Origin of the sequence: Arthrobacter sp. 08Y14 (assembly GCF_002929455.1) — a bacterium.
GTDB classification, from domain to species: Bacteria; Actinomycetota; Actinomycetes; order Actinomycetales; family Micrococcaceae; genus Arthrobacter_B; species Arthrobacter_B sunyaminii.
Map to the genome: position 1 here is coordinate 752,048 of NZ_PJIX01000002.1, position 12,861 is coordinate 764,908.

Annotated in this window: 8 protein-coding genes; 3 read left to right on the forward strand and 5 right to left on the reverse strand. The window is 65.1% G+C overall.

Going from position 1 to position 12,861, the window contains the following annotated elements; genetic code table 11:
- Positions 1-76 precede the first annotated feature (76 nt).
- The 4 genes from uvrA to CXR03_RS10075 all read right to left on the reverse strand — a co-directional run bounded on the left by uvrA (position 77) and on the right by CXR03_RS10075 (position 7,178).
- Entirely contained in the window at positions 77-2,965 is a 2,889-nt protein-coding gene (uvrA, locus tag CXR03_RS10060; RefSeq protein ID WP_104103657.1) for an excinuclease ABC subunit UvrA, read from the reverse strand.
- A 74-nt stretch (positions 2,966-3,039) separates the two neighbouring features.
- On the reverse strand, positions 3,040-3,417 hold the full coding sequence (locus CXR03_RS10065) for a GntR family transcriptional regulator (RefSeq protein WP_258073588.1): 378 nt from the start codon (positions 3,415-3,417) through the stop codon (positions 3,040-3,042).
- 75 nt (positions 3,418-3,492) lie between these two features.
- A complete protein-coding gene (locus CXR03_RS10070) occupies positions 3,493-5,439 on the reverse strand; it encodes an ABC transporter ATP-binding protein (RefSeq protein ID WP_104104090.1) in 1,947 nt (648 codons plus the stop codon).
- Positions 5,440-5,444: 5 nt separating this feature from the next.
- Positions 5,445-7,178: an ABC transporter ATP-binding protein gene (locus CXR03_RS10075; RefSeq protein WP_104103659.1), complete on the reverse strand. Its 1,734-nt coding sequence runs from the start codon at positions 7,176-7,178 to the stop codon at positions 5,445-5,447.
- 130 nt (positions 7,179-7,308) lie between these two features.
- Here CXR03_RS10075 and CXR03_RS10080 point away from each other — a divergent pair, with 130 nt between their 5' ends.
- Together CXR03_RS10080 and CXR03_RS10085 are read left to right on the forward strand one after the other, a co-directional pair.
- A complete protein-coding gene (locus CXR03_RS10080) occupies positions 7,309-7,956 on the forward strand; it encodes an MBL fold metallo-hydrolase (protein ID WP_104103660.1) in 648 nt (215 codons plus the stop codon).
- A 93-nt stretch (positions 7,957-8,049) separates the two neighbouring features.
- Positions 8,050-9,435: an APC family permease gene (locus CXR03_RS10085; RefSeq protein ID WP_104103661.1), complete on the forward strand. Its 1,386-nt coding sequence runs from the start codon at positions 8,050-8,052 to the stop codon at positions 9,433-9,435.
- Here CXR03_RS10085 and CXR03_RS10090 read toward each other — a convergent pair.
- Positions 9,432-10,211, reverse strand: a complete 780-nt coding sequence (locus CXR03_RS10090) for a trans-aconitate 2-methyltransferase (RefSeq protein ID WP_104103662.1) — start codon at positions 10,209-10,211, stop codon at positions 9,432-9,434. The two genes, CXR03_RS10085 and CXR03_RS10090, sit on opposite strands and share 4 nt — an antisense overlap.
- 108 nt (positions 10,212-10,319) lie before the next feature.
- Between CXR03_RS10090 and CXR03_RS10095 the strand changes: the two genes are divergently transcribed.
- Positions 10,320-12,860 (forward strand): RNA helicase, encoded by a 2,541-nt coding sequence (locus CXR03_RS10095; RefSeq protein WP_104103663.1) that lies wholly within the window; start codon positions 10,320-10,322, stop codon positions 12,858-12,860.
- Position 12,861 lies beyond the last annotated feature (1 nt).

Genomic DNA, 12,861 nt, shown 5'->3' on the forward strand with positions numbered 1-12,861 from the left:
CCGGTACGAAAAAAGGCATTCCCCGCAGGGAATACCTTTTTCCGTTCCGCTCTTTCCGAAAAGGAAAGTATGCCTGTCAGTTCTGCTTGGCGAACATTTCCGCGAGGAACCTGCCGGTATGGCTGACCTCGGACTTGGCCACCTTTTCCGGCGTTCCCTGCGCGATGACCTGCCCGCCGCCGTTCCCGCCCTCCGGACCCATGTCGATGAGCCAGTCGGCGCTCTTGATGACGTCCAGGTTGTGCTCGATGGTGATGACCGTGTTGCCCTTGTCCACCAGGCCCTGCAGGACCAGCAGCAGCTTGCGGACATCCTCGAAGTGCAGGCCGGTGGTGGGCTCGTCCAACACGTAGACGCTGCGCCCGTTGGACCGCTTCTGCAGTTCCGCAGCGAGCTTGACGCGCTGTGCTTCACCGCCAGAGAGGGTGGTGGCCGGCTGGCCGAGCCGCACGTAGCCCAGCCCAACGTCCACCAGGGTGTTCAAGTGCCGGGCAATCGGAGAGAAGGCGGCGAAGAATTCCGCGGCGTCCTCGATCGACATGTTCAGCACTTCGGCGATGTTCTTGCCCTTGTAATGCACCTCAAGGGTTTCGCGGTTGAACCGCCCGCCGTGGCAGACCTCGCAGGGCACGTAGACATCCGGCAGGAAGTTCATTTCGATCTTCAGGGTGCCGTCGCCGTGGCAGGCCTCGCAGCGGCCGCCCTTCACGTTGAAGGAGAACCGGCCGGGGAGGTAGCCGCGGACCTTGGACTCCGTAGTCTCCGCGAAGAGCTTCCGGATGTGGTCCCAGACGCCGGTGTAGGTGGCCGGGTTGGACCGCGGCGTGCGCCCGATCGGGCTCTGGTCCACGTGGATGACCTTGTCCAGGTTCTCCAGGCCGTCAATACGCGTGTGCCGGCCGGCAACGTGCTTGGCACCGTTGAGCTTGGCCGCCAGCGTCTTATACAGGATGTCGTTGATCAGGGTGGACTTGCCGGAGCCGCTGACGCCGGTCACCGCCGTGAAGACGCCCAGCGGAATGCTGACGTCAATGTTGCGCAGGTTGTTTTCCCGGGCACCCACAATCTTCAGCTGCCGGGACTTGTCCACCTTGCGCCGCTTGGCCGGAATCTCGATCTTCCGCCGTCCGGACAGGTAGGCGCCGGTCAGGGAGCGCTCGTTCTTCAGCAGGCCCTCCAGGGATCCGGAGTGGACCACTTCGCCGCCGCGCTCACCGGCACCCGGTCCGATGTCCACCACCCAGTCCGCTTCGTGGATGGTGTCTTCATCGTGCTCCACCACAATCAGGGTGTTGCCGAGGTTCCGCAGGCGGGCCAGTGTTTCGATCAGACGGCGGTTGTCCTTCTGGTGCAGCCCGATGGACGGCTCGTCCAGGACGTACAGGACACCTACCAGCCCCGAACCGATCTGGGTGGCCAGCCGGATACGCTGAGCCTCGCCGCCGGAGAGGGTGGCCGCCGGCCGGTCCAGGCTCAGGTACTCGAGCCCGACGTCGAGCAGGAAGGTCAGGCGGGCCAGGATTTCCTTCAGGACCTGGTCACCGATCTTCGCCTCCCGGGCCGTCAATTCCAGGCCCTCGAAGAACGCCGCGGCATCCCGCAGGGGAAGGCTGCCTGCCTCGGCAATGTTCTTGCCGTTGATGAGCACGGACAGCGAAGCGGGATTCAGCCGCGCTCCTCCGCAGGCGGGGCAGGCAATTTCCCGCATGTATTCCTCATACCGGTCGCGGGCACTGTCCGACTCGGTTTCGAGGTGCTTGCGGTGGATGTACTGGATAACCCCTTCAAAGCCGGTGCTGTACTTCCGCTCACGCCCAAAGCGGTTCTTATACTGGACCACCACTTTGTGGTCCTTGCCGTTCAGGATGGCTTCGCGCGCCTTGGCCGGAAGCTTCTTCCACGGCACGTCCATGGAGAAGCCCAGTTCCTTGGCCAGGCCGGCCAGCAGCCGGTTCCAGTACTCCAGGGTGGCGTTGCCCAGCGCCCACGGCGCCACCGCTCCGGCGGCGAGGCTGAGGTTCGGGTTCGGGATGACCAGGTCTTCGTCAACTTCGAGCCGGCTGCCGATACCGGTGCAAACCGGGCAGGCACCGAAGGGGTTGTTGAAGGAGAAGGACCGGGGTTCAATCTCATCGATGGCCAGCGGATGCTCGTTGGGGCAGGCCAGGTGCTCGGAGAAAGCCCGGACCCGTTCGTCGCTCTTTTCGTCAATGTCCACGAAGTCGGCCAGGATCCTGCCGTCGGCCAGCGCGAGGGCCGTCTCCACCGAGTCGGTCAGGCGCTGCCGGATGCCGTCCTTGGCGACCAGCCGGTCCACCACCACTTCGATGGTGTGTTTGTACTGCTTGCCGAGCTTGGGCGGATCGGACAGCTGGATCTGCTCGCCGTCGACCTTGGCCCGGGAGTAACCCTTGGCGGCGAGCTCCTTGAACAGGTCCACAAACTCGCCCTTGCGGCCGCGCACCACGGGAGCAAGGATCTGGAAGCGGGTGCCCTCTTCGAGCTCCAGCAGCTGGTCGACGATCTGCTGCGGCGTCTGGCGGGAAACGGGCTCACCGCAGACCGGACAGAACGGAGTGCCCACGCGCGCCCAGAGCAGGCGCATGTAGTCGTAGATTTCGGTAATGGTGCCAACCGTGGACCGCGGGTTCTTGGAGGTGGACTTCTGGTCGATGGACACCGCCGGGGACAGCCCTTCGATGAAGTCCACATCCGGCTTGTCCACCTGGCCCAGGAACATCCGCGCGTAGGAGGACAGGGATTCGACGTAGCGGCGCTGCCCCTCGGCAAAGATGGTGTCAAAAGCCAAAGAGGACTTTCCGGAACCGGAAAGCCCGGTAAAGACAATCATCGCGTCACGCGGCAAATCCAGATCCACGTTCTGCAGGTTGTGCTCCCGTGCGCCCTTGACGATCAGGCGGGAGAGATCGTTGCCGCTGTGCGGCTCATTGGCATTATCGGCCATCAAAGAGGTAGCTGTAGACACATTTTCCACTGTAGTTCACCGTTTGGTTCGAAGAAGTATTCGACACCGCGGTTTCACCGCAGGCGAAGAGCCGTCTCGACGTAGGTCACTGCTTCCTTAGGATCCACCCCGTTGGCACGGACCGAGTCCGCGAAGATCCGGGCCGCTTCAGCCACCCGCCGCTTGCCGTTGTCTCCGGCCGCAGCGATGACGGTTCCGGCCCGCGAGCGCGTGGTCACCACCTCGGCCTGCTCCAGTTCGCGGTAGGCCCGGGCGACGGTGTTTACGGCCAGGCCCATCCGGGCGGCGAGCGCCCGCACGGGAGGCAGCCGGGTTCCGACGGGGAGCCTTCCTTCATTGGCAGCGTCGAGAATCTGGACCCTCAGCTGCTCAAAGGGAGGAACCGAGCTTGCCGCGTCGATGCGGACCCAGGACAGGACGTCGTCACTCACGGGACCGCCTTCAGGTTGGGGAATGGATGCCTGTTCCATTTTGCCACGGCAGAGCCGCCCCGGCAGGCAGGCGGGTCACAGCGGCCCCGCCCCGTCGCCCGCACCTTCGGCGACGGTTTCCGTCCCGGCAAACTGGGACCGGTACAGCTGGGCATAGAACCCCTCGGCTGCCAGCAGGGCGTCATGCGTTCCCTGTTCCACAATCTCGCCGTGCCGCACCACCAGGATGACGTCCGCGTCCCGGATGGTGGAGAGCCGGTGGGCGATCACGAAACTGGTCCGCGCCTCCCGCAGGGCATTCATTGCCAGGCGGATGGAGATCTCGGTTCGGGTATCCACCGAACTGGTTGCCTCGTCCAGTATCAGGATGGACGGGTTCGCCAGCCAGGCCCGGGCAATGGTAATCAGCTGCCGCTGTCCCTGGCTCAGCGAACCGCCGTCGTATCCCAGGACCGTGTCATACCCTTCGGGCAGCGAGCGCACAAAGTGGTCCACATGGGTGGCGCGGGCCGCCTCGACTATCTGTTCGTCGGTCGCGCCGGGAGCCCCGTAGGCAAGGTTCTCCCTAATGGTCCCCTCGAACAGCCACGCATCTTGGAGCACCATGCCGATCAGCTTCCGCACGTCGTCGCGCCGCATGCGTGCAATATCCGTACCGTCGATGGTGATCCTGCCGGAATCCACCTCATAGAAGCGCATCAGCAGGTTGACCAGGGTGGTCTTTCCAGCCCCCGTGGGACCGACAATCGCCACGGTCTGCCCGGGCTCTGCAGTAAAGGACAGGTCCAGGATCAGGGGGGCTTCCGGGGAATAGCTGAAATCCACGTGCTCAAAAGCTACGCGGCCCTGCACATCATGGAGGGCCAGCGCATCCTTGGGGTCCGGGTCCTGCTCCTTCTCATCCAAAAGTTCGAACACACGTTCGGCTGAGGCAACACCTGACTGCAGCATGTTGATCAGCGAGCCGATCTGCCCCAGGGGCTGGGAGAACTGCCGGCTGTACTGGATGAAGGCCTGCACTCCCCCGATGGACAGGCGCCCGTTGGCCACCAGCAGACCGCCGACCACTGCCACCGCCACATAGTTCAGGTTGGAGATGAACTGCATGGTGGGCATGATGATGCCGGAAACGAACTGTGCCTTGAAGGAGGAGCGGTAGAGCGTCTCGTTGGCGGGCCGGAATCCCTCCACCACGCGTTCCTGCTGGCCAAAGGCCTTCACCACGTCCTGCGCGCTGAACATCTCCTCGATGTACCCGTTGACCTCCCCCGTGGACTTCCACTGCTGCATGAACTGCACCTGCGAGCGCCTGGCGATAAGTACGGTCACGACCGCGGACACGGGCACTGTGATCACGGCTATCAGTGCCAGCAGCGGGGAGAGCCACAACATCATGCCCAGCACCCCCACGATGGTGAGCGCGGAGGTGATGATCTGGGTCAGTGTCTGGGAAAGCGTCTGCGCCAGGTTGTCGATGTCATTGGTGACGCGGCTGAGCACGTCGCCGCGTGATTCGCGCTGGAAGTGGGACATGGGAAGCCGGAACAGCTTGCCGTCCACCTGCTTCCGCAGCCGGTACATGGCCCCCTGCACCACCCGGGCGGTGACGCGTGCCTGCAGCCAGCCGAAGAAGAACGCCGCAAGATAGATCGCCAGCACCCCCAGCACCAGCACACCGAGCCGCCCGAAATCCAGCCCCTGGCCGGGCACCACATCCATGGCGGCGAGCATGTCCGCCAGTTGATCCTCCCCCGAGTCGCGCAGGGCCTGCACCTGATCGGCCTTGCTGATTCCCGGCTGCAGTCCGGCGCCGATCACGCCGTCAAAGATGACGTTGGTCGCCTCCCCCAGGATCCGCGGCGCGGTGACGGCGAGCGCCACGGAAACGACGGCGGCCACCATCACCAGTGCCACCCGCATCCGGTCCGGGCTCATCAGGGCCAGGATCCTCTTGACGCTGGACCGGAAGTTCAAAGGTTTCGCAGCCGGACCGCGGGCGCCCGGTCCGTGTCCGGCGCGCATCCCGCTCACTGCACCTCCTCCGCCGTCAGCTGGGATTCAACAATCTCCCGGTAGGTGGAAGAGGTCTCCAGCAGCTCCTCATGCGTCCCCTGGCCGGCAACGCGCCCCTCGTCAAGGACAACAATGCGCGCGGCGTCGGCAATGGTGTTGATGCGCTGCGCCACGATCAGCACCGTGGAATTCCGGGTCCGCTGTTTCAGGGCGGCACGCAGCCGGGCGTCGGTGGCAAAGTCCAGTGCGGAGAAACTGTCATCGAAGAGGTAGATCGCCGGCCGCACCACCAGGGCGCGGGCAATGGCCAGGCGCTGGCGCTGCCCTCCGGAGAAGTTGCCGCCTCCCTGCTCCACCCGGTGCTCCAGCGCCCCCTCGGAATCGCGGACAAATTCCGCAGCCTGGGCAATCTCCAGCGCTTCCCAGAGCTCGGCATCCGTGGCGTCGGGACGTCCAAAGCGCAGATTCGAAGCAATCGTGCCGGAGAAAAGGTAGGCCTTCTGCGGCACCAGGCCTATACCGCTGCGCAGGGAGTGCAGCGTGACTGCCTCAATGTCCTGTCCGTCGATGTAGATCCCCCCGGAGGTGGCATCCAGCAGCCGCGGCACCAGGTTCAGCAGGGTGGACTTGCCCGCTCCGGTGGATCCGATGATGGCCGTGGTTTGTCCGGACTGTGCCGTAAAGCTGATGTCCTGCAGCACCGGAGCCTCGGCCCCCGGGTAGGTGTAGCCCACCTCCCTGAAGTCCAGGGTGCCGCCGTCGTACACCAGCGGCGCGGCAGCATCGGCGTCGTGCACCGTGCTTTCCGTGTCCAGGACTTCGTAGATCCGTTCGGCGCAGACGGCGGCCCGCGGCAGCATCATGATCATGAACATGGACATCATGACGGCCATCAGGATTTGCATGATGTAGGCGATGAACGCGGTGAGGGCGCCGATCTGCATCTGCCCGGCGTCAATCCGGTAGGCGCCGAACCAGACCACCGCCACGGACGCCAGGTTGGCCACCAGCATGGCTGCAGGAAACAATAGCGCCATGTACTGGGCGGTCCGCAGCTGGGTTCCGGTCAGATCCGCGTTGGCAGTGTCGAAGCGGGCTTCCTCGGTGCGCTCGCGCACGAAGGCCCGGATCACGGACACCCCCATGATCTGCTCCCGGAGCACCGAGTTGACCCGGTCAATCTGCTTCTGCGCCCGCCGGAACAGCGGAATCAGCCGGCGCAGCACCAGCCCGATGACGGCAAAGAGCACCGGCAGGATCAGCAGCAGGATCCCGGACAGGGCCACATCCTGGTTCAATGCCAGCAGCACTCCGCCAATGCCCATGATCGGCGCGGACACCATCACCGTGAACGTCATCAGCAGCGCCATCTGCACCTGCTGCACGTCATTGGTGGTGCGGGTGATCAGGGAAGGGGCGCCAAACACCCCCACTTCCCGCGAGGAAAAGGACTCCACCGTGGTGAACAGTTCGTCCCTGATGTTGCGGCCCACACTCATGGCCACCCGGGACGCAAAGTACGTGGCGGCCACGGCACAGACGACCTGGCCTGCCGTGATCACGAGCATCCAGCCGCCCAGATCCAGGATCACGCCGGTATTGGCGGGGACCACGCCGCGGTCAATGATGCCGGCGTTCAGGGTGGGCAGGAACAGGGTGGCGGCGGTTTGCAGGAACTGCAGGACGACGACGGCGGCAACGGCACCTTTGTAGGGCGCCAGGTTTTGCCGGACAAGCCTTAGGAGCACGCTTCCTCCAGGAACCGGCCGGAGGGGTTCCCGGCACCCCTTGAACGTACGCCCGCCGTCCCGGACAGACAAGACTTTCTGCCTGGGACTGCGGGGTCAACATCCGCGAGCGCGGAACTAGACTGGCGGCATGTTTGATTTGAAGAACGTCACCATCCGCAGCCGCTCCGTGTCCAGCATGGACAACAACGTGTACGTCCTCACGGACAGGGACACGGGGGCGCAGGTCCTCATCGACGCCGCGGCTGACTTTCCGGCCATCCGGGAGCTGCTGTCCGAAGCGGCCGCAGACGCCGCTGTTCCCGCCAAGGTGGAGCTGATAGTCACCACTCACAGTCACTGGGACCATGTACGGGCGCTCGCCGAGGCCGTGGAAGCCACCGGAGCACGCACCGCCGCCGGCCGTGAAGATGCGCCGGATATCGAGGTGCCCACCAACATGGCGCTAGTGGACGGGGATACCCTGCACATCGGCGGGCCCGAGGGTTTCGAGCTCGAGGCCATCAAGCTCCGCGGCCACACCCCCGGTTCAGTGGCCCTGCTCTACCGCGATCCTGCCGGCCCGGCGCACCTGTTCACGGGCGATTCGCTCTTCCCCGGCGGCTTGGGCAACACACAGCAGGACCCGGAGCGCTTTGCGTCGCTCTACGCAGACGTAGTCGAACGTGTGTTCGAACAGCTCCCGGATGACACCATCGTCCACCCGGGCCACGGGGCAGGAACAACACTGGGCGCAGAGCGGCCGCACCTGCCGGAATGGAAGGAACGCGGCTGGTAGCAGGTCTGCAGCGCCGGCTCCGTTGACCCCTGCTGATCGAGGGTTTTACGCTCAGCAAGGGACCTTTCGGAGACCGATGAGAGCGGGCAAACCGTGGCCGCAGTACCGTCGTCGTCCGCTTCCGGGCCTTCAGCCACCCTTAAACCTCAAATCGGGCTGGTTGCCTGCGTGGCGTTCGGTGTCGGCACCACGGTGGGCGGCGGCGTCTTCACGCTGTCCGGAACGGCGATCAACCTGGCCGGTTCCGGAGCGGTCCTGAGCTATGTCATTGCGGGCATTGTCATGGCCCTGTGTGCGCTGTCCTTCATTGTGGTTTCCACGCGGGCGAAGGACGGGGAATCCGGATACGGTCCCGTCGGGGACATCCTGAGTCCGTTTTGGCGCTTTGTGGTGATGTGGGCGTTCTACCTCAACGGAGCCACGATCGTCGCCTACCTCGTTGACTCCTTCGGTGATTACCTCAGCGAGTACTTCCTGCCGGCCATCGGCGCCCTCACCCTCGGGCTGGTTGCCACCGTACTGGTCACTGCACTTAATCTGGGGCCGACGGCGCTGGTAGCCAAGGCGGAAACCTGGATTGTGGGCATCAAACTCGCGCTGCTCGTGCTGTTTGCCGTCTGGGGCCTGACGGAACTGACTCCGGAAAAGGTTGACCGGCCGCTGCCGCAGGGCACCGGCGGCGTCTTTGCGGCGGCAGCGCTGTTGTTCACTGCGTACACCGGCTTCAACGTCATCACGAATATGGCCGGCTCGGTGAAGAATCCGCGCAAAACGGTGCCCTGTGCCATCCTGCTCACCCTGCTGGTGTCCGGAATCATCTATCTGGGCACGGCCCTGGCCATGGTGGCCAGCGGAGTCACGGTCTTTACGGCCACCGGTGTCTCCCAGGCCGCAGAAATCGTGATGGGTACCTGGGGCGGCGTGCTGGTGGCCTTCGCGGCGTGCCTGTCCACCCTGTCCGGCGCCAACGCGAATGTGCTCGGCGCTTCGGAAATCATGCTGCGGATGGTGGCCCGCGGGGATGTGCCGCCCGCACTCGGCCGCCAGACCCGCAACGGCCACCCCTATGTGAGCGTGCTGTTGCTGGGTGTCATCACCGTTCTCCTGGTGTTGCTCAATGACACCACCTTCGTGGTCTCGATCGGCAACGTGGCGGCCATCGTGGCCATGATTGTCGTCAGCGTTGCGGCCGCTGTGCTGGGATTCCGCAAATGGCCGGGCGAGGGAGCCAAGCTCCCGCTGGGCCCGGTCATTCCGATCCTCGCGGTCCTGGCAGCAGCTAGCCAGCTGCCGTCCCTGGACCCGGCCGCCCTGATCACCGGCTTCCTGCTCACCGCCCTGGGTGGTGCGCTGTACCTGGCGCGGCACTACCAGCGCGGCGGTGCCGGGGACCGGGCGCACGCCAATGAACAGATCGACAACCTGAACACGCCGCTGATGAAGGCTGCACGGCGGCAGCCGGGACAGTCCCTGTCCTAGCCCTTCTTCCGGCCCACCATGAAGATCCGGCGGAACGGAAAGACGGTACCCCAGGCGTGCTGTGGATAGGCCTCCCGCAGCAGGGCGGCATACTCGGCTTCGAACCGCCCGAAGTCCTCCGGGTCCAAAGCTGCGATAACCGGCCGCAGGGCTGTTCCGCGCACCCATTCGAGCACCGGGTCCTCGCCCTGCAGGACCTGGGAGTAACTGGTCTCCCACACGTCGGCGTCAAATCCCGCCTCGGTCAGCAGGCCAAGGTAATCCTCCGGTTCATCCACGGCGTCGGCATGGCGCAGGACACCGTCCAGTTTGTCCGACCAGGCAGCGCTCGCGGCGAGTTCACGCATCAGGGCGTGTGACGGGGCCCCGAAGTTGCCGGGAACCTGCACGGCCAGCCAGGCGCCGGCGTCGAGCTGTTTGGCCCAGCGGCGCATCAGGTCCTGGTGGCCGGGGACCCACTGCAGGGCAGCGTTGGAGACCACCACATCGGTTCCGGGCTGCGGTTCCCATTCCTCGATGCCCCCGCGGACAAATTCCAGATTCGCGGGAGCGCCCTCCAGGGCGCCCGCCTGCTCCACCATTTCAGCGGAGGAGTCGACGCCGGTGACCCGGGCTTCGGGCCAGCGGGCGGCGAGCGCCGCGGTCAGGGTGCCGGGTCCGCAGCCCAGGTCGACAACGCGGCGCGGGGCGTCGGCCTCGATGCGCGCGGTCAAATCAAAAAAGGGGCGGTCGCGGTGCGAGGAGAACTGTGTGTATTTTCGGGGATCCCATTTCATGGCGCCGAGCCTAGCAAAGGGGCTTGGGCCGGCAGCGGGAAGCCTTCATTTCAGGTCATGCGCGGGCGGTCCGCGGCGCACGGCCGCGCCCGATAGTCTGGTATGGACATGAAACTTCTTGAACAGCTTGCCTCCGGCCCGTCCAGCACCCGCACCATTGACCCCGATGAGACCTACACATCCTTCCTGGAGTGGGTCGAGAGCCGGGGCATGTCGCTGTACCCGGCGCAGGACGAAGCCGTCATGGAACTGGTGACCGGCAACAACGTCATCCTCGCCACCCCCACCGGGTCCGGGAAGTCCATGGTGGCCATTGCCGCGCACTTCCACGCCATGGCGCACGACGAGCGCAGTTACTACACCGCCCCCATCAAGGCCCTGGTCTCGGAGAAGTTCTTCGCCCTGTGCGATATTTTCGGGGCAGAGAACGTCGGCATGGTCACCGGCGACTCCTCGGTGAACAAGGACGCCCCCATCATCTGCTGCACGGCGGAAATCCTGGCGAACATTGCCCTGCGCGAGGGACCGGATGCGGACCTGGGCACCGTCATCATGGACGAGTTCCACTTCTACTCCGATCCGCAGCGCGGCTGGGCCTGGCAGGTCCCGCTGCTGGAACTGCCCCAGGCGCAGTTCCTGCTCATGTCCGCCACCCTGGGCGACATGACCCGGATCGCCAACGAGCTCAGCGAGCTCACCAACCGGGACACCGTTACCGTCTCCTCGGTGCAGCGGCCCATTCCCCTGCACTACTACTACGTGGAAACACCGGTCCAGGAATCCCTGGAGGAACTGCTGGCCACCAAGCAGGTGCCGGTTTACGTGGTGCACTTCTCCCAGATCGAGGCCATTGACCGGGCCCAGGCGCTGATGAGCATCAACGTCTGCACCCGCGAGGAGAAGGACAAGATCGGCGAGCTGATTGCCGGCTTCCGCTTCGCCCCCGGCTTCGGCAAGACCCTGAACCGGCTGGTCCGGCACGGCATCGGTGTCCACCACGCCGGCATGCTGCCCAAGTACCGCCGCCTGGTGGAACAGCTGGCCCAGGCCGGCCTGCTGAAGGTCATCTGCGGCACCGACACCCTGGGGGTGGGCATCAACGTGCCCATCCGCACTGTCCTAATCACCGCCCTGTCCAAGTACGACGGCACCCGCACCCGCCCGCTGAAGGTCCGCGAGTTTCACCAAATCGCAGGCCGCGCCGGGCGGGCCGGCTACGACACGGCGGGCACCGTCGTCGTGCAGGCGCCGGAGCACGTGATCGAGAACGTGAAGGCCATGGCCAAGGCGCACGCCAAGTTCGGTGATGACCAGAAGAAGCTGCGCCAGGTGGTGAAGAAGAAGCCGCAGGCCGGCTTCGTGTCCTGGGGCAAGCCCACCTTCGAGAAGCTCGTGGACGGCACGCCTGAACCGCTGACCTCCAGCTTCAACATCACCCACTCCATGCTGCTGAACCTGCTGGAGCGCCCGGGGGATCCGTTCACCGCGGCGAAGAAGCTGCTCACCAACAACCACGAGACCCGGTCCTCGCAGCTGGCCCTGATGAAGAAGGCCCTGAGCATCTACCGGGAGCTGAAGACCGCCGGCATTGTGGAGGTCCTCCCGGAGCCCGACGCCGACGGCCGCACCGTCCGACTGAAGGTGCACCTGCAGCCCAACTTTGCCCTCAACCAGCCGCTGTCCCCGTTTGCGATGGCCTCCCTGGAGATCCTGGACCCGGACAGCCCGTCCTACGCCCTGGACGTGGTGTCAGTGATCGAGGCGATCATGGAAAAGCCGCGGCAGGTCCTCTCCGCCCAGGAGAAGAAGGCCCGCGGTGAAGCGATCGCGGCCATGAAGTCCCAGGGCATCGAGTACGACGAGCGGATGGCCCTGCTCGAGGAAGTCACCTATCCGCAGCCGCTGGCCGAGCTGCTGGAGCAGTCCTTCGAGGTGTACCGGTCCGGCGCCCCGTGGCTGGGCGAATTCGAGCTCAGCCCCAAGTCGATTGTCCGCGACATGTACGAACGCGCCATGAGCTTCGGCGAGTATGTGCAGTTCTACTCGCTGGCCCGTTCCGAAGGCGTGCTGCTGCGCTACCTCTCGGACACCTACAAGGCCCTGCTGCACACCGTTCCGCCTGAACGGCTGCGCGAGGACCTCGAGGACATTATCGAATGGCTCGGCGAACTGGTCCGCCAGACCGACTCCTCGCTGCTGGATGAATGGGAAGAGCTCACCAACGGCGTCAACCCCGACGCCGGCGACGAGCCGGTCCTGCCGCCGGTTCCGGATAAGCTCACCGCCAACGTGCGCGCGTTCCGCGTCATGGTCCGCAACGAAATGTTCCAGCGGGTGAAGCTGTTCGCGGACGAGGATGACCGCGCCCTGGGCGAACTCGACGGCGGCTCCGGCTGGGATGCCGACCGCTGGGCGGATGTACTGGACGCCTACTTCGAGGAGCACGAGGACATTGACGACGGTCCCGACGGACGCGGACCGAACCTGCTGATCATCAAGGAGCTGCCCGGCAAATGGGAGGTCCGGCAGATCTTCAAGGATCCGGCCAACCACCTTGACTGGGGGATCACGGCCGAGGTGGATCTGGCGGCCTCGGATGAGGCAGGCTCCCCCGTCATCAAGGTCATGACGGCGGGCCGGCTGGACTAGG

Bases quoted from the DNA above. Each gene is read 5' to 3' on its own strand.
- uvrA (WP_104103657.1), bottom strand. From the start codon at position 2,965: ATGGCCGATAATGCCAATGAGCCGCACAGCGGCAACGATCTCTCCCGC.
- CXR03_RS10080 (WP_104103660.1), top strand. From the start codon at position 7,309: ATGTTTGATTTGAAGAACGTCACCATCCGCAGCCGCTCCGTGTCCAGC.
- CXR03_RS10070 (WP_104104090.1), bottom strand. From the start codon at position 5,439: ATGCGCGCCGGACACGGACCGGGCGCCCGCGGTCCGGCTGCGAAACCT.
- CXR03_RS10095 (WP_104103663.1), top strand. From the start codon at position 10,320: ATGAAACTTCTTGAACAGCTTGCCTCCGGCCCGTCCAGCACCCGCACC.
- CXR03_RS10090 (WP_104103662.1), bottom strand. From the start codon at position 10,211: ATGAAATGGGATCCCCGAAAATACACACAGTTCTCCTCGCACCGCGAC.